The sequence below is a fragment of the Stenomitos rutilans genome, assembly GCF_059505485.1.
On the sequence record NZ_JCACKR010000115.1, the window covers coordinates 1 to 22840 of the forward strand.

The window sequence follows — 22840 nt, forward strand, 5'->3', positions numbered from 1 at the left end:
TCAGTGCTTTGTTAGAAACTCTTCTCCCTTAACTCCCTGAATTACCTATAGAGCCAAACGCGAAAGCACCAGATCAACCGTGAATCTCAAATCTACAAGCTTGGCAGATGGCTTTGGTATCGCCTCACTCAAAAGTTGATGAAATGCCTCTAATTGCTCCAAGGTCAAGCTTTCTCGAATGGGTAAGGCCAGTTTGTCTAAGTAGTAATCAGGTGTGCGAGAGGTGTAATGAGACGTGTTTGTGTGATTGAAAGCGTTCACAATCTTTTCTATAGATAGGAGGGAGAAGGCAACAAGATTCTTATGAACTGCACCAGGTTTAAACCGAGACTCGTGACGATCGCCAGCAGGTAAAATGCTTTGGTTCTACGCCAACCTTTTGTTTGCAACCATTGATTGGTCAGAGCAATTTTAACGATCAAAACCATTGCGAACAGCCAATTTAGCAGCAGTTCAACGGCCCAATGCTGTGCTGGTGTGAAGGGTAGCCCTAACCACACCAAAAACTCGGCTTTGCCATGAAAGAGCGTGGCACTCCAGACCAATCCCAGCACCCCGACCACAGAAAGCGCGATCGCGCCCGTGCCAGCCCAGGTTAGATAGAGCAGCAACGCTTCCGTCAGGAACCAAACAGCGCGAGAGGCTTGATAGCATACGAGCAGCCAGCCCACAGCCCCGCAACCCAAAAATAGCGTCAGTAATCGAATGCGAGCTTTCTGCATTGCCTTGAACCACCTTAAAGCGGTTTTACTCAGCGGTAACGATGTTTTAGTGTTCCCATAGACGGGCAACCAGCGATAGTGATAGACATAATGGATAGCATTGTCACGTCGTTTCTTCACGCTTAATGACTGAGTTTCTTTATCAATACCCGACGCTTTACCCTGGTATTCTCCTCAAGCGGTACAAGCGGTTTTTTGCAGACATTGAGCTGGCGACGAGCGAAGTCATTACAGCGCATTGCCCTAATACTGGCCCCATGGCGGGCGTTTACCTCCCTGGCAACAAGGTCTATGTGTCTGCCAGCGATAACCCAAACCGCAAGTTGCCCTACACCTGGGAATTGATTGAGGTGTGTGATACACAGCCAACCTGGGTGGGCGTGAATACGAGCTTGCCGAATCGGGTTGTAAATTTGGCGTTGCTGGCAAAGGCAATTCCTGAACTGGGTGCTTACAGCGAGATTCGGCTTGAAGTGCCCTATGGTCAGGACAAGAAAAGTCGGGTCGATTTTTTGCTGGCGGGGAGCGATCGCCCCATTTACATCGAAGTCAAAAACACGACCTGGGTACAGGGCAACGTGGCGCTGTTTCCCGATACAGTGACGACCCGTGGACAAAAGCATCTGCGTGAATTGACGGCACTGCTACCTGAAGCAACGGCAGTCATGCTCTACTTTATCAATCGAAATGACTGCCCCTTTTTTGCACCGGGAGACAGTGCCGATCCAGTGTATGGAACCTTGCTGCGAAAGGCGATCGCCCTTGGGTTACACGTTTTGCCCTGCCGCTTTGACATCTCACCGCTGGGGATTCGCTATCTCGGTCTGGCGGAACTGAAGATGTAGTACCAGTTTTGAGTTTTGAGTTACAGAAGCTTTGTTTCATCACTCTTTGAGGTTCTGTGGCTTATTGCGATCGCGCCTTCTACCGCTTTTTCCCAAACTTTGCTTTCAAATCCTCCAAGGTGGCAGGCTTTGTCTCTGTAGCCGCTTTGGGCTGAGTGGAATTGACCCTTGGTTGAGATGGATTGGCTTTAGGTTGAGATGAGTTGCTTTGGAGTGGTGATGGATTCACTTTCGGTGGGTTGCGCTCCTGCCCACTAGCATCGGCACGCATGGAAAGGCTGATGCGCTTGAGTTTTTCGTTCACTTCCAGCACGCGCACATTCACGACTTGACCGACTTTCACAATTTGCTTGGGGTCGCTGACGAAGCGATCGGCAAGCTGCGAGACATGCACCAATCCATCTTGATGCACGCCAATATCTACAAAGGCACCAAAGTTTGCCACGTTGGTGACAATGCCTTCTAGCTGCATACCCACCGTGAGATTAGACATTTCCTTCACGCCCTCTTTGAAGGTGGCGTATTTGAACTCCGCACGAGGGTCACGTCCTGGCTTTTCCAGTTCTGCCAGAATGTCACGCAGGGTCGGCTCCCCGATTGCGTCCGTCACGTACTTTTTCAAATCGGTCTTTTTCAACCGCTCTGCCACTTGCGTGATTTGGGTCAGGGGAACGCTCAAATCGGTGGCAATGGATTCCACAACCCTGTAGCTTTCGGGGTGAACGGCTGTGTTGTCGAGCGGATTTTTACCGTTGCGAATGCGTAGAAAGCCCGCTGCCTGCTCAAAGGCTTTGGGGCCGAGTTTGGGGACTTTCAATAGTTGACGACGATCGCCAAACGCGCCGTTCTCAGTGCGATACGCGACGATATTATTGGCAATGGTGGGCGAAATGCCGGAAACAAAGGTGAGCAGCTCTTTGGATGCCATGTTGAGATCGATACCGACATAATTCACGCAGCTTTCCACCGTTTCATCCAGTTTTTTCTTCAGCAATTTCTGATCCACATCGTGCTGGTATTGACCCACCCCAATCGACTTCGGATCGATTTTCACCAGTTCCGCTAGGGGATCTTGCAGACGACGACCAATGCTGATGGCACCGCGCACGGTGATGTCTTGATCAGGAAATTCGGCGATCGCGACTAGGCTAGCAGAATAAATGGATGCACCCGATTCATTGACCATCACTTTAATGGGTTTACGTTCCAGCGCTTGCAACACTTCGGTGACAAATTCATCGGTTTCGCGTCCAGCCGTGCCGTTGCCAATGGCAATCAATTCCACCTGATAGCGTTCAATCAGCGTCGTAAGTGTCTTGCCTGCCTGCACTCGTTGCGCAGCAGCTTGATGGGGAAAGATGGTTTGGTATTCCAGAAACTTCCCTGTTTGATCAAGTACCGCTACTTTGCAGCCTGTGCGGAAACCGGGGTCGATCGCTAGTGTGGGCTTCATACCAGCCGGAGCCGACAGCAGTAGTTCCCGCAAATTTGCCTCAAAGGTGCTGATGGATTCCACATCGGCTTCCACCTTCTTTGCCGATCGCACTTCGGTGATGAGCGAGTTTTTCATCAGGCGATGGAAGGCATCTTTGAGCAGGTCACGGTAGAACGCGCGAACCTCACGCTGTTTGGCTTTTAGTTCCTGCGATTCTAAATAGGACAAAACGTTGTCTTCATCGAAGGTCAATTCGACATCCAAAATGTCTTCGTCTTCACCGCGATAGAGCGCCAGCAGGTTGTGAGATGCGATCGCCTTTACCTTTGCCTGATAGCTGCGATACATCTCAAACTTTGTCGAGCCTTCGAGATGGTCGCCTTTCACTTTGGAGGTTAAAACGCCCTCCGCCATGAGGTATTCGCGCAGGTAGGCCCGGAGGTTTGCCTTTTCTGCCACTTCCTCTGCCAGAATGTCAGATGCACCTTTCAAGGCATCTTCAGCCGTTGCCACGCCTTTTTCAGCGGAAACGTACTTGGCGGCTTCGGTTGCTAGGTCGGCAGATGCAGCGGTGGGGTTGTTGAGCGCTTTGATGAACGCGGCTAGTGGTTCCAACCCTCTCTCACGCGCGATCGTGGCACGAGTGCGGCGCTTGGGACGGTACGGCAGGTAGAGATCTTCGAGTTCGTTTTTCTGCAAACACGCCGTAATCTTGGCTTCCAGTTCAGGCGTGAGTTTGTCTTGCTGAGCGGTCGACTCTAAAATCGCTTTCTTGCGCTCTTCCAGCTCGGTCAGGTAGGTGTGGCGATCGGACAGATCCCGCAACTGGGTTTCATCCATTTCGCCCGTGCGCTCTTTGCGGTAGCGCGCAATAAACGGCACGGTTGACCCTTCGGCAAAGAGTTCGAGCGCATTGCTCACCTGAAACGGTTTGAGATTAAGCTCGTCTGCCAGCAGTTGAGAAATGTTCAGCATCACAGTTCATCACATCAGCTTTTCTAGGATAGTCTGAGAATGAGGTGGGTATAGCCCTTTGAGCAAGACGAATCATGGAAAGCACGTTTACGGGCGTTTTTGAACAAGTTCAGGGTTGGTACCTTGGTTATGTACAAGAATTACCGGGTGCAAATGTTCAAGAACGGACGCTAGAGGAAGCCCGCTAGAGCCTGCGAGAAGCCATTCAACTCATCCTGCTATCGAAGCGTCAACTGTAAAACGACTACAAATCTCCTGGCTTTAGCCCAGTACGTTTCGCAATCCGTGCCAACATCTTGGGTCCAATCTCTTCGCCATCATGGAACGCAAACACAACGTCTTCCCAGCCAGGGCGCGACAAAACTTTATGTGAGCCACCAGTCTCTCGCTTCACACTCCAGCCAATGAGTAATAAAGTTGACAGCACCCGCCTCGCTTTGGTTGCTTTCCACTGACTCATGCAGCAAGAAAGGCAACATGTTCGAGCTTAGATGCCTCCTCGCCATTCTCGATTTGCTCAGCTAAAACGCGAAAGGCTAGCGCCTTAACTCTTGCCACAGCGTCTTCTTGAGTATGCCCATAAGCAAGAACACCGGGCAGGTTAAGAATCTCCGCAATCCAGCGTCCGTCCTCTTCTTGCTCAAGCTCGATCGTGAGATCCATTGAAACCGTCTCCACTATGGCTAGTTCAATTCTACTGACTCGATGCCGTCTCCCTCGACATCCAATTCAACTTCGGCGTAGAAAGCAGAATATTCTCTAGGATCAGGCGAAACGTCATTATTACCCTGCTCCAGTCGAATCGATGTGGCTTTGCCTTGATTGGTGCTAACCAGGTATTCTTCGATCGCACGTTTGATGTCTTTCTCGGTCAAAATAAGCTTAGTTTTCATGCACTTCACACTCTTAGCTACAACATTGGGCGCGATCGCCTGAACAAAACCACTGCCTAAATTTTTACAGATCGACATCCAACCACTGTCTCACTGATAACCAAAAGGATGTCTGAGATGTTGTCATGACTTTTCCCGTGATGCCAACCATCGCTCAAAGGAGTGAGGACTTTCTCCGCTGTGTCTTCCTGCCAGCAGACCTTCAAGGCTAGTATGTTCATCCAAATCGACCCATTCGATCGCGTAACCATCACCTAAAAGTTGCCAATTTTGCCGTTCCTCCTGCGAAGCATGGAGTAAGCGAGGATACCAGGCTAAAGGAACCGTTAAACTTCGTCCATCCACCAAAGCCACCATTAGCTTTTCGTCTGTGACGTTAACTTGTGCTGCAAACGGTTCGATCTCAAGCGTCAAAGTAGTCATGCTAAGCCTTCAACAGTGTTTTCATATTTAATCAGTTCACACTTCAGACTGTGTTCTGTAAACAGATGATTGCTATTGTCTTAAAAGAGACGCGCATTTGAACTATTTAGAACGGCATGGGTATTGCGATCGACTTTGGCACTAGTAATACGGTGATTGCTCGTTGGAATCGGGCAACACAGCAACCAGAAACCCTTTCTCTCCCTGGCATGAGCGATCGCTCCGGCCAGAATCCGCCGCTGATACCGAGCCTGCTTTATGTGGAAGATGCCAGCCACGACAAGGTGGTGCTTGGTCAGGCTGTACGCGATCGTGCCCTGGATTTAACCACTGACCCTCGCTTCTTTCGCAACTTCAAGCGCGGCATTGGCTCTAGCGTGCAGGGCTTTTTACCTGTATTAGATGGATGCACCCTTCAGTTTGAGCAGGTGGGACAGTGGTTTCTCACACAGTTGGTGCAGCAGCTTAAAACCGTTGAACCGGATGCGGGACAGTCGATCGTCTTCACGGTGCCCGTTGATAGCTTTGAGGCGTACCGTCTCTGGTTAGGAAAGGTGTGCGAGTCGCTACAGGTTGAGCAGGTGCGCATGGTGGATGAACCCACAGCCGCCGCATTGGGATATGGTTTGACCGATCGAGAAACGCTGCTGGTCATTGACTTTGGCGGCGGTACATTGGATCTCTCTCTGGTGCGGTTGGATGCGGCTCAGGCACAGACAAAGCCGCTGGGGTTCATCCTCAAGTGGGGGCAAAAATCCTTTGCAGAACAGTCGGGACAGAAGCCCAAGACCGCGAGAGTGCTAGCAAAAGCAGGGCAAAACCTGGGCGGATCGGATATTGACCACTGGCTAGTCGATTATTTTGCCGAAACGCAGGGCTTAGCAGTTACGTCCCTCACCACGCGATTGGCAGAGCGATTGAAAATTCAGCTTTCGCTGCAACCGCAGGCACAGGAAGTCTACTTTGACGACGAAACCTTTGAGAGTTATGACCTGCAACTCAGCCGCGATCGCTTTGAGGACATTCTGCAACAGCACCAATTTTTTGCCCAACTGGATGAGTGTTTAGCTCAGGTCTTACAGCAAGCGCGACGGCAGGGGTTAGAGTTGGGAGACATTGACGCAGTATTGCTGGTAGGGGGCACGACGCAAATTCCAGCGGTACAAACCTGGGTCAAGCAAGCGTTTGACGAACGTAAAGTGCGATGTGAAAAACCATTTGAGGCGATCGCGCATGGTGCTTTGCAACTCAGCCAGGGCGTAGAGATCAAAGACTTTCTCTATCACGGCTACGGCATTCGCTATTGGGATCGTCGCCACAGCCGCCATAGCTGGCATCCTTTGATCAAAGCGGGGCAGTCCTACCCCATGAGCGATTCGGTGCAATTGCTGCTGGGAGCTTCGTTGGACAACCAACCCAGCATCGAGCTCGTCATTGGCGAATTGGGCGCAGACACCAATCAAACGGAGGTCTATTTTGATGGCGATCGCCTGCTAACTCGACGGGTTGACAGTAGCCATCAAGTTCAACCGCTGAACGATCGTGACGGTGCTCGCAGTATTGCCAGGCTTGAGCCGCTGGGACATCCAGGGAGCGATCGCATCAAGGTGCTGTTTCGCGTCGATGAACAGCGCTTTCTCCGCATCACGGTCGAAGATCTGCTGGCCTTACAAACGCTGATCGATGATCAACCGGTTGTGCAACTAAGTTGAGCAACCATCCTTGATTTGTCCGCTCATTTAATCGCTAAGCTGCGTCAGTGCAAAATAGAGATTGATTGCCAAAACGGCTGGTAGCAGCGACGCGAGTTCCAGGTTGAAATTGAGTAGTTGGACTAGAGGAAAGTAGAAGCTAGCCCAAAGACCAACTGCTAACCCAACAGGTGTGACTAAAAACTCAATAAACTCTAAAAGAGTCAGCAACACTCTCATTGCCTGTGCCCCTTGATATTCATCCATAAAGCCTAAACCTTGCCTATCCGCAAAGCAGCTAAGTTTGCAACGAAAGCGGGTTCATTCTTACGGTGAGTAGGGAATGAACCTGGCTTTTTGGGTGCTACAGCGCAATCACCGTTGTTCCCGGAAGGAGCAATACTTCCTTTGGGTGAAGCAAAAGATCGAGTCGGGGCATGGAGCGATCGGGTGCCCGCTAAAGCGTAAAGGGGTCGATCGCATAATCATCCCATTGCTTGTGGAACCGCTCTGCCACATAAGGACGCACTACAAATTTCGGTGGCGTTCCCGGCTGCACATCAATCCGAATAAACGAGTACGGTCGTCGTCGGTGTAACCCCTGCCCGCTGCGCCCGATAAAGAGCTTTGACCGAGCCACTAGGCGTTCTTCTCCTCCCGGCTGACCAAACACTTCGGTTACGTCTGGGCCTTCTTCGCGCTGTCGTCGCAAGCTAAAGCCACTGCCGCCACACACAATCCAGTTTGTATGGGCATCAGCATGTCCAGTTTCAAGCGTGTGCAGATATTCCAAGCAGTGAGCATGTCCACATAGCACCAGATCCACGATCGCGCGCCCTTGGGAACATTCGCCGATCGTTGCCGCAACTGCATCCAATACCTGCCGCAAACGATAGCGCACCGCCAGCGTTTGAGCCTGATGCCATTTAGTTGCCTCTGTAACGTAAGGTGGATGGTGGAAAAAGAGAACGCGTCCTCGCACGGCCTCGTTTTGCCACGATTCGACGAGCTTTTGCTGGAGCCAATCGAGTTGATGCAAATCGGTTTCAGTCGTCTCGTTTGAATCCAGTTGTTTGGTAATGTCTTTTTTGACCTCGTTGAGTTGCTCTAGCTTGGCTTGCAGGTCATCAATGCGCTCGGCATCGTCTGCATCGTTCGCGTTTAGCTTAGCGAGCGTGATCAAAATCTCCTGCATTTGATTGTCTACATCTGTGCGCTGCTGCTCTAGATGGCGACGATATTTTTCTCCAACAGGCGTATCTGGTAAAGGAATGGGAGCATTGATGGTATTGGAATCTAGTGCAAAAAAATCAATACCACCCGATCGAAAGGTGTAATACCGATTTGGAAGACGGGTAAACTGTCCCGGTTGGTAGCTCAAACAGCGCCCTGTATCCGTTTTTGCGGTGTAATGGGTGTCTAGATGCCGTTCTAAATCGACACCAGGCTTAAGCGCTTTCAGATAGTCCATAAAAGCGCGGGCGTAAGCGTTACCCTGCACCGAGCCTCGCCAGCTCACATCCAGGTCGAGCTGCGACTGAAGCAGTTGACGGAGCGGTACCGTAAGCTGTGACAGCACGCCATAGAGCAATGGCATGTCATAGTAATCGTGGTTGCCGGGGACAGGTAAAAAGGGCCGCTTGAAGACCATGCGATCGTACGCAATGTGCTTAAACTGCTCCCCTCCAATCAAAAATTCTCGATATGGCTCAATAAAGTTGGCAGGATAGTAGGCGCTCGATCCGGTCAGGTAAATGACATCGCCCGTGTGCAGCACAAAGCGACATTCGTCCTGATGCTGTAGCATTTGTTCGGCAATGCGGCGCTGCGGGTTGTGACCGCGATGAGGCCCAGAACCACTATCACCCAGCACCAGAAAGGAAAACTCTGGACTGTCTTCCCGTCCGTCGTCTAGTGCCAGACGCGTTTGATCGATGCCCCGTTGCTTGATTGCAGAATGGTGCCAGCGCACCCGCTGCTCCATCTTGCGGATTTTGGTCGCGATCGGTGGGTCGATTACAAATTCCATGACAGCTTCGCTCCCCGTTTCAGCCTTTCACGCCGTTTTAGCATCGCTCGGCCAGCGATCGCTCGTGCTGATTGTAGCGACCAAGTTCGTCTGACTTCAATCTTGCTACGGGTCAATCAAGGCCGCTTTAGCTTCAGTTTCAGCATTCCTCCGTCTTTAGACAGAGTAAAAGCCTCGCGATTTCCCTTACCTTCATAAGTGCAAAGAGCTGATGACTCCAAAACCCCAGGGCAACCTGGGGCTTTCATTTTTGAAGGAGGGATGTGTTCTAGCTCGGCATTTTCACGGCTTGTGCTCATAGGTGATGTGGTCTGATATGTATGACGGTGGCTCAACGTGAATCAAAATGCGAGCGGGACTAAAGCGTTCTTCTAGTCGATCTTCGACAGCTTCGGTAATTTGATGCGCAGTCTCAACATCTGGTGCACTCACAATAAGGTGCATTTCAATGAAAATCTGACGCCCCACAATACCTCTAGAAGCGATGTCGTGGCAGTTGAGTACCCCTGGTACCTGCATAGCGATCGCATGAATGGCTTCGGGCGCGATCGCCATCTCATCCACAAGTGACGGCAGGTTGTCTTTCAGCACAGACCAACCGCTGTAAAACACTAAAATGGCAACCGGAAAGGCTAGTACGACATCCAGCCATTGCAGCCCCCATGCCCAAACGCCAATCAAACCTCCAAGGACGCTAATTGTCACCCAGATATCGCTCATGGTGTGTTTCGCGTCAGCAATCAAAATGGCACTGCCAACGCGCATCCCTTCCCGACGCTCGTAAAACGCCACAAAGATGTTTACTCCCAGCACAATCAGCAGCAACCACAGCTCTTGAGGCGAAATTTTCACCGGGTCATGATTCGGTTTGATCAGATGCTCGATCGCGCCCTGCAAAATCTCGAAACAGGCAATACCCAAAAAGGCCGCAATCCCAAGCGCACCGACGGCTTCAAACTTCTGATGCCCATAGGGATGATCGCGATCGGGTTCGGGTGACGAAAATCGACTGGCAATTAATCCCAAAATATTGTTGGCGCTGTCAGTCACGCTATGTAGAGCATCAGCCAGCAAGCTGAGTGACCCAGTCAACCAGCCCACACCAGCCTTCAGCAGCATGACAAACAGGTTGAGCAGCAGTGTGATAAGCAGAACTTTGCGCACCTGCGATCGATGATCGATAACCACAGCTTTAATCAAACTCATTTCCCCTTACTTTAGGACAGCAGTTGTGCCTTCACCACTGGTGGTTTGCCCTTAGCAGCAAAGTTTTGCAGTAGTTGACCATTGCTGCGATCGTGCAGTAGCAGCAGCCAGTCAGCAGCGCGACGCCTAGCAAGGAGCTAAAGCATTTTGCAAGCTGAATCAGTTAATTCCTAAAGAAAAGATCTTTTCAGTTGCGATCGCCAGTACGATTTAGAGTGCCGATCGTAGGATTCAACCACGCATGTCTGCATCTCGGTTCACCATTAATCTCGTTGAAGGGTCTGTGGCGATCAGCTTTACCCCCCAGGCTGCGAAGGATTTACAGTTAGCCCTCTCCCAGTTGATGGCAAGCCTCAAAGCGATCGCCGCCAAAACAGCTCCGGTTGGTCGAGCGACGCCACAGAAACCGATGGAATACCAGTACACAGGCGACGTGTTTCTCGAAATTTTTTGCAATCCCAACATTTGGCCAACGCCGTTCGCTGCCAAAGTTCTCATTACGCTACGGGACGATCGCATTCGCCTCACGACTGAAGCTGAACTCAGCCGTTTGGTAGAAGACGTCAACCAGTATTTAGAACAAGCTAGCTAGGGTCACTATCCACACCATGCGCTGCCTGTGCGTCTTGGAGAAACTTGCAAGTTGAAACATTCCCATGCAGCAAAGCTGTAGGAAAGTCTGCCGCTTGCCTGTTTGTTCCCTATGACAGCATTTGTCAACCCCGCGTCTGTAGAATAGGCTTAAATTGTCCGCTGACTATAAGAGGAAACGGTTGCGATGAATTCTGACAAATTTGTACAACTCTTCCAGCAAGGGTTCCGCATTACACTCGGTGCGACGGCTTCCTTGGTAGAAGCACTACAAGATCCTGCCAAGCGTGATGAGAATCTTACAAAGTTGAACCAGGATTGGAGCATTTTATCGGCTGAGTGGGCGCAGAAGGGAGAAATTACAGAGCAAGAGGCTCGTAATTTTGTAGATACACTGTTGACCCAGCGCAGTGCAAGTTCCCCAACAGGAGGGACATCGAGTACCACCGTGACGACGCCCTCTGCACCACCAGATGTTCAATTGGAGCTACAGGAATTGACAGCGCAAATTGTGGCGATGCGGGCTGAATTAGAGCGGTTGAGAAACGAGAACACCGCCTCTTGAAGTTAGCACTCCAGCGTTAGTCGTTTTCCCACTCTTCACGACCAACTAAGTCCCCAATTCGATCGCGCAATAAAAAATTGCAGCGTTCCAACTCGCATTCAACGAACGCCCACTCGCGTGCTGGAATGTACTGGCAAAGAATATAGATAGGCTGTTGCCGACTGACTTTGCCTCTGCGAACGAGTTCGCGAGCTTCGTCCTGGATCATGTTGAGAGAATACTGTGCAGATTGAAGCATAATCACCCTTTTGGCTGGCTAATGGAGTGTTGTCAAGACTGAGGGCTTGTTTAGCTCGACTCGAAGTTGCAGTAAGAGTAGGAATAGATAGAAACTGAGGCTTAAATTTAGTAGAGGTAGGATTGTAATCCTCTATACTGAACAGATTTCATTTTCGCGCTAAACCCTCTTCGATTGTATTAAGAACCGTTGAAAAAGTCATCAAATCCTAACTAGATTCCCTGTAACTTTGACATTAGAGGCTCCAGCAGTCCGTGAATTCAGGGGATATTTTAAGGTTTTGTTGCAATACATTAAAAAATGCTATGAGGCCTATAAGCGTAGCACACAGCCTTTTGGGGTTAAGTGATCTCTATCGCTTCTCGTGATGAAGCGTTGGTATCACGCTCGATCGTGGGCTAAGGGCTTGACGATTCCCGCTTTTTCTTGTAAAGAACAACGCTTGCGACATAGTTCCGCTGCAAGGTCAAGAGCCGCTCTCATGCTAGATGCATCTGCCGTTCCCTGCCCTGCAATGTCGAAAGCGGTGCCGTGATCTGGTGATGTTCGCACAAAGGGCAACCCGATCGACGTATTCACAGCACAATCAAACGCCATCAATTTCACTGGAATCAACCCCTGATCGTGATACAACGCCAGATAAGCGTCAGCAGGGTTAAAAGCAGTTTGCAAAGCCCCCACCGCCTCCTGCCCCCTGACCTCTGCCTCCTGCATCTGACCAAACCACGCTTGCCCTGGCTTAACCCATAGCGTATCGGGCGGCACAGGGCCGTCTAGTTTGAGGTTGGGGAACCTCAAGCGCATTGATTGCAGCCAGGGAATCAGCCAGACTTGCTCTTCATGCCCTAGTTTGCCCTGTTCGCCGCTGTGAGGGTTCAGACCCGCGATCGCAACGTGCGGGGCTTCAATCCCAAAATCACATCGCAGGCATTCGATTAACAGATCGAGCTTGCGGGTGAGGAGTTCTGGCGTGAGAGTATCTGCTACCTGGCGCAGGGGAATATGAGTGGTAGCCAGCAGCGTGCGCAAAACCCAACCCGTATTGGGCGATCGCGCCACAAACATCATTCCAAAGCGGTCAACGCCTGCCTGTTCTGCCAAAAGTTCCGTTTGCCCAGGGTAGGCGTGTCCGGCTGCACTCCAAGCTGCTTTAGAAATGGGGCCTGTGACGATGCCCTGAAAGGTACCTGCCAGTGCCTGAGCGATCGCAGTTTCAAGATAGTGAAAGCTAGCAGCACCACTAGCAGCACTTTCTTGTCCCAGGACAATGGTTTGCTCAACAGAAGAAAGTGGTACATCGAACACGTTCAGCCTGTCAGGATGCGCGAGGGTAAGTTCTGGGTGCCGCGATTGCACCTGCTGGTAAGTTGCTGAGAGGAGCGATCGACTTCCAACGATCGTGATGTCACAATCCTTTGGTGGATACGCCAGAGCTTTAAGCGCGACCTCGGGACCAATGCCTGCTGGGTCACCCAATGTAACGGCTAATTGAGGGCGAAAGGAGGTTGGGTTAGACATGATTTGCATTCCGTTCTTACAGCACCTTAGACCACTGTAGTGATGTGTGTACGGCACCATTTGTCGATGCGATCGCGTAGCAAATCCAGGTGCTAGCATTCTATGTTTTATCAATCACATCGTCTAATTCGGCATAGTCGGGTAGGGTTGTGTTGATCGCGCGACCAGACCGCAGCACTACGCGATCGTGCTGAGAACGAGACAACAACTCACTGTAGCGACGGGCCTTAAACAAAACCAGATCGGCTGGTAGCCCGACCTCAATACGTCCTACTGTAGGCAAACCCATCAAGTCTGCTGGATTGGATGTAATGGCACGGCACCACGCTCCATAGGGTCGATCCAGGTGAGCGATCTTGACCGAGAGGCTAAAGACCTGCAACCCATCGTGATCACCAAAGCCGTGAAAGGGGTCGCGGCAGTTATCGCTGGCGATCGCAACGGGTACGCCTGCTTGCTTGAGTTCGTGTAGCAGCGTCACACCTCGCCAACGTGGTGTGCGTCCCGTTTGTCGATCTTGCAAGTACAGATTGCACATGGGTAGGCTGACAATACCAATGCCAGCATCCTTCACCAACGCGATCGTCCTCTGTGCCGTTTCGGGATCTTGCACCGCTAAGCTACAGCAGTGACCACACACAATTTGACCCTGAAATTGATGTCGCATGGCTGCCTCAGCAATGATCCGTAGGGTTGTGGAATTTGGATCATTGGTTTCATCCGCGTGAAAGTCTAGATCGAGGTTGCGGGCTTTTGCCAGCGTAAACGTGCGATCGACCTGTGCCTCAATCTCTGGGTTCATGTAGGCAACGCCCCCCAAAATGCCATTGAGTTCAGCAACCCGATCAGCAAGCGGTTCGCCTTTAGGCGTGAGGTAGTAATCCAGCGATACCAGAGAAGCGGCCTGTAAGATCAGTCGATCGACCCATGCCGTTTGGAGGGCTTTAAAGACACCAAAGCTGAGGGTTCCCTGTTCGCCTGCGGCATCAAGGTGCGTGCGCAAAGCTCTGGTGCCGTGAGCATAGCTGCATTGCAGCCCAAATTCCATCCGACGATACACATCTTCTGCATCCCAGTATTTCTGGGCATCTGCCTGGGTTGTCGCAATCGCGCGATTAAAGGTACAGTCAGGATTTGGAGTGCGCTCCCACACATGGCCTTTGTCCAAATGCGTGTGCAAATCGACAAAGCAAGGCAACACAATGCCGCTGCAAAGGTCAACAGAGGGGTGGCCTTCAGGTGCTTTTCCGGCTGAGGCGATCGTGGCAATGACACCATTCACAATCTCAATGTCAACCAGTTGAAAGTCGTCACATAAAGGCTGCTGAGTCTCAGGTGGGAGAATGGGACTGCTTGCACCATGCGCTAGCAGCGGCAGTGGCAGGTGAGCATTTTTGAGCCAATAGCGATCGCAAGCCGGAATCATGAACACTGTCTCGATAGATGAGGAATCGGAAAGGGCTGCCTGGTTCAACCATTGAGTTTAAGCATTCCCCATAAAAGGGTAGGGTGAGCAAAAGCCCACCCCACCATTAACGTTAATGATTGAACGCGAATAAACGTCAGTCAAAAGCTAGACAGCCGCAAAGTATTCCTTCGACTTCTTCGGATCAGGATTCATCGTGGCATCACCAGGCTTCCAACCTGCGGGGCAAACTTCATCGGGGTGAGACTGCACATACTGAATGGCTTGCAAGGTTCGCAGAGTTTCATCAACACTCCGACCAAAAGACAGGTTGTTGATGGTGGAATGCTGAATAATACCGTCTCTATCAATGATGAATAGACCGCGCAGAGCGATACCTGCATCAGGGTCAAGCACGTTGTAAGCGCTGCTCACTTCTTTCTTGATGTCGGCAACGAGGGGATAGTTGAGGTCGCCTACACCACCACTCTTGCGATCGGTTTGAATCCAGGCGAGGTGGGAGAACTCGCTATCAACGGAGACGCCCAACACTTCGGTACCTACTTGCTTGAACTCATCATAGCGATCGCTGAACGCTGTGATTTCGGTGGGGCAAACAAAGGTAAAGTCAAGCGGGTAGAAGAACAGTACAACATACTTGCCACGGTATTCGGACAGCTTAATCGTCTTAAACTCTTGATCTACCACAGCCGTTGCTGTGAAGTCGGGAGCCGATTGCCCAACGCGCAAGCATCCTTCTTGAGTCATGAGATAGTAGTCTCCTAATAGTGGGTGCGTCTTAATCGTGCAGCACACGTGATTGATATAGTATTTGCAGCGTCAGTCGTACACAGATTTTCTGCTGACAACGACTCACTGCTTACAAACTGTTACAAATATATCATAGTCATAACGATTTTGAGTAAGGGTTTGCGAAGGCGCGTGGAGTGACGATCGCGCCCTACTCGCGATCGTCCAGCACAGTCCCTAAAGCGTACACAACCGTTGTGGAAACTGAACAGTCTCTTGTCAGCCGTTGCATGAGCGCGACTTAAAAATTATGGTGTGATGCGGCTCGCGATCGGCATTCGCCAACCCGTTCCAAATGCGCGATCGGTCACTTTGAGCACGGGTGGAGCCTGCCTCCGTTTGAACTCAGCGCGTGTCACCAGCTTCACGACTTTATGCACAATTTGAGGGTCATACCCGGCTGCCACAATTTCATCCAAGGTTTGATGGTTATGGATCAAGCGCGACAGAATGGCATCCAGGGTATCGTAGTCGGGAAGTGAGTCCTGATCAACTTGTCCGGGTTTGAGTTCGGCGCTGGGAGGTTTGGTGAGGACGTTGGGAGGAATGACTTCAGTTTTGAGTTTTGAGTTTTGAGTTTTGAGCTCTAAGTGCTGATGGCTGATGGCTGACGGCTGATGGCTATTCAACCATTGACACAACGAGTAGACGCGGGTTTTGGGCACATCGGCGATCGCGGCTAACCCACCATTCATGTCGCCATACAGGGTACAGTAACCAACTGCCATTTCGGATTTGTTGCCTGTAGACAGCAGCAGATGCCCGAATTTATTGGAGATTGCCATCAATAAATTGCCGCGAATCCGTGATTGAATGTTTTCTTCTGCCAGCCCAAATTCGGTGCCTGCAAAGAGATGGGCAAACGTCTGGTCATACGCCTGCATCAAGTTACCGATGGGTAAGGTTTCTGTATGAATGTCCAGGTTTTTTGCTAGTGCCAGGGCATCTTTTACTGAATGATCCGAACTGTAGGTTGAGGGCATGAGAACGCCCAAAACGTTGTCGGAACCGAGTGCTTCTACGGCGATCGCGGCAACCAGCGCTGAGTCAATGCCCCCGCTTAAGCCAATGACGACCTTCGAGAAGCCACACTTCTGAGCATAGTCCCGCACACCCAGAACCAATGCTGCCCAAATCTCAGCGTCCGCACTCTCTGGTAGCGCGTGTGTTGTAGTGGGCTGCAAATCGCCGTCACGAAATTCCAGCGTTACCAAATCCGTTGCAAAGGCACGAGCGCGACACACCAGTTCGCCCTGTCGGTTAAAGGCCACACTACAACCATCAAAAATCAGGTCATCATTCCCACCGACCTGATTGGTATAGATGACGGGTTGAGCAAATCGCACGGCACTATGTTGCAACATGGCTTCGCGCAAATGCTGTTTGCCAACCGTGTAGGGAGACGCAGATAAATTGATGGTGAGGTCAACGCCCTGCTGCGCTAAATCCGCGATCGGGTTCACGGTATAGCTGCGTTTGCCCCAAAACTCTTCATCGTTCCACAAGTCTTCGCAGATGGTCACGCCGATCCGGAGGGAGGAGGGCGTGGGATGTGGGGTATGGGGAGTAGGGTGTGGAGTAGAAGCAGGGGAAGCAGGGGAAGAGAGTTTTGAGCTTTGAATTAATTCTGATTTCTGACTGCTAATTTCTGATTTCTGATTTCTGATTTCTGACTCCTGACTCCCAATTTTCAACACAAAATGATTCGCTTCCCGCCCTGGCTCAAAGTAGCGGTCTTCATCAAACACGTCGTAGGTGGGCAGAAGACGCTTGTGGAAGATTTGCTGGATTTTGCCGTCTTCGAGAAGCGCCATGCTGTTGAAGAGGGGTTTCCCACCTTTTGCGAGAGCGTGTGGATTGATTTCGACAGTTCCTACTAAGGCAATGAGCGATCGCGGCAAGTCGTTAGCTAATTGCTCTAACACCTCTGCCATTGAGGCTATAAAACCAGGGTTCATCAGCAAATCGCGGGGCGGATAGCCACACAGCGAAAGTTCTGGGGTTAACAAGAGACGTGCGCTCTGCTTGGCTGCCTGTTGTGCGGCTGCCAAAATTTTTTGCGCGTTGCCTGTTAGATCGCCAATGGTGGGATTAAGCTGTGCGATCGCAATCTTCATAATTAGTCAGGATTCTGGTGATCATCAATTTGAGAAGTAATATCTTCAACTCAATCAAGACTTCGCCTTGATATGCGTACCTTTAGGCGTTTTCTTGACCTCAAAGCGACCTGTGGCTTGAATCAAATCACTCAACTTTTTATAGCCGTGATTTCTTGGATCAAACGATGGTGATAACTTAGTAAGCTGTCCTCCAATCGCTCCTAAATTTGCCCATCCATTTTCTTCATCAACGGCCTCATACGCATCCTTAAGAAGGTTCATTATTTTTTTATTACTTTTCAGCTTTTGACTGGCTACCGCTGTGGTGTCTGAAGTAGCGCTAGGTGTATTGTTAGTTTTTTCTTGCACCTTGTCGCTTGCAAATTCAACCGGACTGGCATCTTCTGATTGCGCTAGAATTTCAGTATAAATAAATTTGTCGCAAGCACTGATGAAGGCTTCGGGTGTCTTTTTCTCACCAAAGCCGTACACGACCAGCCCAGATTCGCGAATACGACTGGCAAGTCTGGTAAAATCACTATCGCTCGAAACGATGCAGAAACCGTCAAAGCTACGTGTATACAGCAAATCCATTGCGTCAATAATTAAGGCGCTATCGGTTGCATTCTTGCCTGTTGTATAGCGAAACTGCTGCATCGGCTGAATCGCAAATTTATTGAGTTTATCTTTCCACTTACCAAGCTGCGTATTCGTCCAATCACCATAAATACGTTTCACATGAGAGGTGCCATATTTCGCCACTTCTTTCAGCAAAGCTTCGATCAACTCTGCATTGGCGTTATCGGCATCAATTAACACAGCTAAGCGATCGGACTTAAATTGCACTTCTCTACTCATAATCATAATTTTTAGAAATTATTTTACTCCACTATCGATTTGACGTTCAGAAATAAAGTTATTTCTGAAATTTGTCCAAAAATTAATCATTAGCGTTCTTGATTGGCGGTCGCCGAGAATCTTGCGATACAGCGAGTAGCTTCTGTCAATATGCTGGATCAATCTTGTAATAACGCATAGCTTAATTTATCAACAATCATCTTGGTCTAATTCAAGAACGCTACGTCGTCTTTGTTCATTTATCAACCTCTTGAATTCCATGTGTGTTGCAGATAGTTCAGGATCTCTTTCTTGATATAAAGACGCATAGTCTTTGGATTTCCTTTTTATTTTTATGAACGAAGGCATCTTTTTTAACTTAGCTTGTCGTGTGAAAACAAAATGTGTAGATCTTATTTTTCCCTCGCTCTCCTTTTTAGTCGATAGGATGCTACTTTCATACTGATGGAGCATGATGTTTTTATATCTTTCATATAAATGTTTTACATTGATCTCATCTTTTCTTGAATGAAATCCTATTATTGAATCTGAGTTAATAGCTTGAAATGAATTAAAAATCTCAATATCTTTTTCATCCAAAGCGTGAGTTACTAAACTTCTTTGCCCATATTTGTACACCTTTGGGTCATATAGGCAAAGTGTTATTTGGGGTGACAACGGGAGAAAAATTTGTAAACCAAGCGCAGTGATGCTTGTAACTCCGGGGTGTTCTAAATTGCGATAAAGCCAGTTGTATATAAATACAGGATGATCAGATATATAGAATTCTAAAGAAGTTTCATTTTTGACGACATGGTATTTCATATCCCTCAGAATTACGGCATCAAGCACTCCTTGAACAGTCATTAGAGAAGCCAGACGATCTTGATAAAAATTAAAGCGCCCATCGCCCGCCGACTCTGGATCAAATCCGTTTAGGCTTAGAAGCTCACCCACTATTGACTCAAGCTGTGAATTTACAAATCCACCTGCTCTTTCAATAGCTTCAGGTGTTCTATAAAAGAGAGATAAAATAAATCTGTGCAGACTTAAGATATCTTCACTAACTATATTGAAATCTCCATCAATAATTTTATCTACTATTCTCGAAGCTGGTGCTTCTACTTCTTCAGCCATGAAGGCTTCAACTTTATTGTCCTTTCCATAGAAGTAATTCTGCGAAAAAACCTCTTTAACTGATTGGTTGTATCTTACAACAGTTCTTTCTATATCAAATATGTTGATTCTTTTCCCTTTCTTTGCATCACAACCAAAATGCTTAAGCAAGCATTGAGGAACATAGTGCTGGTTCTTAGTTATCTGCTTATTCATGGACAATTATTAGATAATAGTCACTAAATTTGTGTCCAACAAATACTTTGGTATACATCCTAACCAGAGACTTAGCAGCATAACAACTAAATAAACACTAGAGGCTTATCTTTCAACGGTGCAAAGGCTTCGGCATTAAAGCGGTAAAGGCTTGCAGGTCTACCCGCACCTCTGGAAGCTTTCACGCCTGTGTCGGAGAGAAAGCCCATTTTGAGAAGGCGCGATCGAAAGTTGGAATAATCGGAAAAGTTTTCGCCTAAAACGGTTGTATAGAGTTGATATAAATCGCTGAGGGTAAACAATTCGGGTAGCACTTCAAAGGCAACGGGGCTATATTCCAGCTTGTTTCGCAGGCGGCGATGACCGTATTCCAGCACTTCGTTATGGTCAAAGGCAAGTCGGGGCACTTGCTCTAAGGGATACCAGGCAATGCCGCTCACACCATCAGCAATGAGTTCGGCTTCGGCAAAGCGCACGAGGGCAAAGTAGCTGACCGACAAATAGCGAACACCGTAACTATCCATCGATTCGCGGGGGTCGCGGTTGGGGCCACCAAAGGTGTACAACTGCTCCAGGTAAAGGTTTCGGGCACGTATTTTTTCTGCCAGGATGCGATAAGCGGCATCTTCGAGCGATTCGCCACGTCGTACCAGGGTGCCAGGGAAACTCCATTGCCCTAAAAAGGGTTCTTCTTGCCGCATGACCAGCAGCACCAGCAGCCGATTTTGCGCGGTATCAACGGAAAAAATCACGTTGTCAACACCGACCTTAAAATCTGCAAGGGCAAAGTCTGTAGGGGTGCGATCGCTCAGAGGATGAGCTAGTGAATGGGCTGTCTTTCTTTGGAGGCGTTCTGGCATGGGTATAGTTGCTCCCGGTGGATGTAGGCTTCGATGGGAGGTGTCAAGGCATCGGTATCTCCATGCTCACGATACGCGGTGGAAGATGTATCGGGACCCGTCAAATCGGCGATCGCCAGCCTCGCGCCCCTTTGCCTTAATTCTGCCAGAGCCATTTCGTTTGGTACGAACCCTGGGCGTGGAATGATGAGTAAATGCACGCGTTCTAATAGTGTGTCACTTTGATACCAGTTGGGCAGTTGATAGATCAAGTCAGACCCAATGACCAGGGTGAAGCTGGCATCGACCCAAAGGGCTTCAGCTACTTCAAGCGTATGAATGGTGCGGGATTTGCTGAGATCTGCATAAAGATGCAGGTTGTGACGCGGCGGGTTGATGTCGTCGATCAACAGTTGCAGCATGGTCATGCGATGGATCAACGGCGTTTGATGCGACTTAAACGGATTGTCAGCGGCCCACACAGCGACACGATCGAAGCGCCGTGACAACCAAACTAAGATTGCCTGATGTCCGGCGGTCGGTGGATCGGCGCTGGTGCCAAAAAGAGCAATGGTGAGCATGGGTAGCTAGTTGTTGGTTGGTTGTTGTTCGTTGTTAGACAAGAGAGACCTTAGAGATGTAACTTTGACCCTTTATTTCTGCTGCCGACGCTGGGTGGTTTTAACCAGGTCGAGTAGAGCGGTAGATGGTTCGACTGGAATAAAGACGGGAGCGTGGATTTGACGGGCTGGGGCAGGAAGGCTGGTGACGGAATGGGCGGTGCGTTGGGCGATCGTCTCTAATGATTCCGACGGATGCAGGCGCTGACCGTTTTGCATGACGAGTTGCATCAAGGGCTGCACTTGCAGGGGGCGGTGGGGTGTGGGGTATGGGGTGTGGGGTGTAACTTCTCCTGACTCCTGACTCCTGGCTTCTGACTCCTGACTTCCGTCTTCCTCCATCAACCCCAAGCGATCGCCCACCGCCTGCCCCTGCTCATAGCGACGAAAAATTTGCTTGCGTCCCGGATAGGTTGCTTTGTTTGTCGATTCCTTCATGACAGGGATGCCATCAATTTCTACCAGTTTGTAGACACCGTTTACGGGCGTACCTGTTACCAATTGGGTGCCAAACCCGTAGCCATCGATGCAGGCTCCCGCCGCCTTAAGCTGTGTAATTTTGGCCTCATCCAAATCACCGCTAGCGAAAATGGGAACATCCGGCAAGAGTTGGCGCACTTCTTTAGACAAGGCAACTAGATCACCAGAATCTAGCCGAATGCCTGCCAATTCTATTTCGTGCTGTTGCAGTTGAGTAGCGAGATGCTTGGCAGCGGCGATCGTGTCATAGGTGTCAATGAGAAGCGGCGCACCAGGAAAGTAACGGTGAAAGGCGGTAAAGGCTTCTGCTTCGCTGCCTTCGGTTGCCGCTAACGCCATCACGAGGGAATGGGCCATTGTGCCCACAGGCTTGCGTCCCAGTTTTAGCGCTGCCAGAACGTTAGATGTCGCATCTAGCCCTCCTGCTAAGGCTGCGCGGGCTGCCCAGAGAGAGGCTTGAGGGCTAAAGGCTCGTCGTGTCCCAAATTCAAACAGCGTTGCGTTTGCGCCTGCCACATCCCGCAAACGGGCAGCACGAGTGGCAATCAAGGATTGATAGTTGAGCGTGTTGAGCAAGTACGTTTCGACAATTTGTGCCTGCCAGAGGGTCGCTTCAACCCGCAAGAGGGGTTCGTTTGCAAAGACGATCGTGCCTTCGGGAACTGCCCACACATCGCCAGTAAACCGATGCTCCATGAGCAGCGACCAGAAGCGATCGGGCGCATGTGTAAAAATCCCGCTAGCTTGTAGCGCCTCAATCTGTGTGGAATCAAAGGAAAACGTTTCGAGGTATGCCAACGCCTGCTCTAGGCCCATCGCAACCAGGTAGCCAAAGTTCTGTGGTAGACGACGTGCAAAGAGTTCAAAACTAGCTCGTCGCTGATCCAACCTTTCGCCTACATAACAGGCCGTCATGGTGAGCTGGTAAAGATCGGTGAGCAGGCTGTAATCCTTCGGTGACAGGGTTAGTAACCGATCATCGGTTAGCGAGTTGGAAGGCGATCGCAATTGAGTCATGAGACGTGCGGGTGTATGGGGCGCGATCAACGACAGTGCGCCAAGCGGTGATGACGCTGGCATAGAAGCACCACACTTAACCAGTGGCTGCAATGCGCTTGAGTAACGACCTCGTTGATCGACTTGACAAGCATGTCTCGTATTATAGTTAAAAAAACCAAAACTGGCAATGTATCAGGAAAGGTAAAGGTCTAATTTTCTCCTTGGAATCGTTGAAATCGCCTTAAAAATCAGCAATTGAACGCCTTTTACACCATTTAAGCATTCTAA

24 protein-coding genes are annotated in these 22840 nt (G+C 49.9%); 4 read left to right on the forward strand and 20 right to left on the reverse strand.

The window, feature by feature from the left end; genetic code table 11:
• Window positions 1–45: 45 nt before the first annotated feature.
• On the reverse strand, window positions 46–261 hold the full coding sequence (locus AC5JLP_RS23085; protein WP_496070310.1) for a hypothetical protein: 216 nt from the start codon (window positions 259–261) through the stop codon (window positions 46–48).
• An 8-nt stretch (window positions 262–269) separates the two neighbouring features.
• Window positions 270–842 (reverse strand): hypothetical protein, encoded by a 573-nt coding sequence (locus AC5JLP_RS23090; RefSeq protein ID WP_496070311.1) that lies wholly within the window; start codon window positions 840–842, stop codon window positions 270–272.
• 5 nt (window positions 843–847) lie between these two features.
• Here AC5JLP_RS23090 and sfsA point away from each other — a divergent pair, with 5 nt between their 5' ends.
• Window positions 848–1567 (forward strand): DNA/RNA nuclease SfsA, encoded by a 720-nt coding sequence (gene sfsA / locus AC5JLP_RS23095; RefSeq protein WP_496070312.1) that lies wholly within the window; start codon window positions 848–850, stop codon window positions 1565–1567.
• A 79-nt stretch (window positions 1568–1646) separates the two neighbouring features.
• On the opposite strand, the gene AC5JLP_RS23100 is transcribed toward sfsA, so the two are convergent.
• The 5 genes from AC5JLP_RS23100 to AC5JLP_RS23120 form a co-directional block, all read right to left on the reverse strand.
• On the reverse strand, window positions 1647–3977 hold the full coding sequence (locus tag AC5JLP_RS23100; protein WP_496070313.1) for a Tex family protein: 2331 nt from the start codon (window positions 3975–3977) through the stop codon (window positions 1647–1649).
• Between the two features lie 244 nt (window positions 3978–4221).
• Complete coding sequence (locus tag AC5JLP_RS23105) at window positions 4222–4437, reverse strand: type II toxin-antitoxin system HicA family toxin (RefSeq protein ID WP_496070314.1); 216 nt, start codon at window positions 4435–4437, stop codon at window positions 4222–4224.
• Window positions 4434–4640, reverse strand: a complete 207-nt coding sequence (locus tag AC5JLP_RS23110; RefSeq protein ID WP_496070315.1) for a type II toxin-antitoxin system HicB family antitoxin — start codon at window positions 4638–4640, stop codon at window positions 4434–4436. Before AC5JLP_RS23110 ends, AC5JLP_RS23105 begins: the two co-directional genes overlap by 4 nt.
• A gap of 20 nt (window positions 4641–4660) precedes the next feature.
• A complete protein-coding gene (locus AC5JLP_RS23115; RefSeq protein ID WP_496070316.1) occupies window positions 4661–4948 on the reverse strand; it encodes a hypothetical protein in 288 nt (95 codons plus the stop codon).
• A 45-nt stretch (window positions 4949–4993) separates the two neighbouring features.
• Window positions 4994–5293, reverse strand: coding sequence for a DUF2442 domain-containing protein (locus AC5JLP_RS23120; RefSeq protein ID WP_496070317.1), 300 nt, complete (start codon window positions 5291–5293; stop codon window positions 4994–4996).
• Between the two features lie 116 nt (window positions 5294–5409).
• Between AC5JLP_RS23120 and AC5JLP_RS23125 the strand changes: the two genes are divergently transcribed.
• Window positions 5410–7005 (forward strand): Hsp70 family protein, encoded by a 1596-nt coding sequence (locus AC5JLP_RS23125; RefSeq protein ID WP_496070318.1) that lies wholly within the window; start codon window positions 5410–5412, stop codon window positions 7003–7005.
• A 27-nt stretch (window positions 7006–7032) separates the two neighbouring features.
• On the opposite strand, the gene AC5JLP_RS23130 is transcribed toward AC5JLP_RS23125, so the two are convergent.
• The 3 genes from AC5JLP_RS23130 to cdf31 form a co-directional block, all read right to left on the reverse strand.
• Window positions 7033–7251 (reverse strand): hypothetical protein, encoded by a 219-nt coding sequence (locus AC5JLP_RS23130; protein ID WP_496070319.1) that lies wholly within the window; start codon window positions 7249–7251, stop codon window positions 7033–7035.
• Between the two features lie 190 nt (window positions 7252–7441).
• The gene (locus AC5JLP_RS23135; RefSeq protein WP_496070320.1) at window positions 7442–9013 is read right to left on the reverse strand and encodes a metallophosphoesterase family protein; all 1572 of its coding nucleotides are present in this window, start codon (window positions 9011–9013) and stop codon (window positions 7442–7444) included.
• Window positions 9014–9295: 282 nt separating this feature from the next.
• Window positions 9296–10219 carry a CDF family zinc efflux transporter Cdf31 gene (gene cdf31, locus AC5JLP_RS23140; RefSeq protein WP_496070321.1) on the reverse strand — a complete coding sequence of 308 codons (924 nt, stop codon included), beginning with the start codon at window positions 10217–10219 and terminating at the stop codon, window positions 9296–9298.
• A gap of 241 nt (window positions 10220–10460) precedes the next feature.
• Here cdf31 and AC5JLP_RS23145 point away from each other — a divergent pair, with 241 nt between their 5' ends.
• Complete coding sequence (locus AC5JLP_RS23145; protein WP_496070322.1) at window positions 10461–10811, forward strand: hypothetical protein; 351 nt, start codon at window positions 10461–10463, stop codon at window positions 10809–10811.
• A gap of 186 nt (window positions 10812–10997) precedes the next feature.
• The gene (locus AC5JLP_RS23150; protein WP_496070323.1) at window positions 10998–11375 is read left to right on the forward strand and encodes a hypothetical protein; all 378 of its coding nucleotides are present in this window, start codon (window positions 10998–11000) and stop codon (window positions 11373–11375) included.
• A gap of 16 nt (window positions 11376–11391) precedes the next feature.
• On the opposite strand, the gene AC5JLP_RS23155 is transcribed toward AC5JLP_RS23150, so the two are convergent.
• The 10 genes from AC5JLP_RS23155 to AC5JLP_RS23200 all read right to left on the reverse strand — a co-directional run bounded on the left by AC5JLP_RS23155 (window position 11392) and on the right by AC5JLP_RS23200 (window position 22633).
• A complete protein-coding gene (locus AC5JLP_RS23155) occupies window positions 11392–11613 on the reverse strand; it encodes a DUF4327 family protein (RefSeq protein WP_496070324.1) in 222 nt (73 codons plus the stop codon).
• A 381-nt stretch (window positions 11614–11994) separates the two neighbouring features.
• Window positions 11995–13131, reverse strand: a complete 1137-nt coding sequence (gene pdxA, locus AC5JLP_RS23160; protein ID WP_496070325.1) for a 4-hydroxythreonine-4-phosphate dehydrogenase PdxA — start codon at window positions 13129–13131, stop codon at window positions 11995–11997.
• Between the two features lie 100 nt (window positions 13132–13231).
• Entirely contained in the window at window positions 13232–14557 is a 1326-nt protein-coding gene (locus AC5JLP_RS23165) for a cytosine deaminase (RefSeq protein WP_496070326.1), read from the reverse strand.
• A gap of 147 nt (window positions 14558–14704) precedes the next feature.
• Window positions 14705–15304 carry a peroxiredoxin gene (locus AC5JLP_RS23170; protein WP_496070327.1) on the reverse strand — a complete coding sequence of 200 codons (600 nt, stop codon included), beginning with the start codon at window positions 15302–15304 and terminating at the stop codon, window positions 14705–14707.
• Between the two features lie 290 nt (window positions 15305–15594).
• Window positions 15595–17463, reverse strand: a complete 1869-nt coding sequence (locus AC5JLP_RS23175; RefSeq protein WP_496070328.1) for an NAD+ synthase — start codon at window positions 17461–17463, stop codon at window positions 15595–15597.
• Window positions 17464–17517: 54 nt separating this feature from the next.
• A complete protein-coding gene (locus tag AC5JLP_RS23180; protein WP_496070329.1) occupies window positions 17518–18303 on the reverse strand; it encodes an NYN domain-containing protein in 786 nt (261 codons plus the stop codon).
• Between the two features lie 189 nt (window positions 18304–18492).
• On the reverse strand, window positions 18493–19614 hold the full coding sequence (locus AC5JLP_RS23185) for a DUF4238 domain-containing protein (protein WP_496070330.1): 1122 nt from the start codon (window positions 19612–19614) through the stop codon (window positions 18493–18495).
• A gap of 86 nt (window positions 19615–19700) precedes the next feature.
• The gene (locus AC5JLP_RS23190) at window positions 19701–20474 is read right to left on the reverse strand and encodes an NUDIX hydrolase (RefSeq protein ID WP_496070331.1); all 774 of its coding nucleotides are present in this window, start codon (window positions 20472–20474) and stop codon (window positions 19701–19703) included.
• Window positions 20435–21034 carry a nicotinate-nucleotide adenylyltransferase gene (locus AC5JLP_RS23195; protein ID WP_496070332.1) on the reverse strand — a complete coding sequence of 200 codons (600 nt, stop codon included), beginning with the start codon at window positions 21032–21034 and terminating at the stop codon, window positions 20435–20437. The genes AC5JLP_RS23190 and AC5JLP_RS23195 overlap by 40 nt, the downstream gene beginning before the upstream one ends.
• Before the next feature lie 72 nt (window positions 21035–21106).
• Window positions 21107–22633: a nicotinate phosphoribosyltransferase gene (locus tag AC5JLP_RS23200; protein WP_496070333.1), complete on the reverse strand. Its 1527-nt coding sequence runs from the start codon at window positions 22631–22633 to the stop codon at window positions 21107–21109.
• Window positions 22634–22840 lie beyond the last annotated feature (207 nt).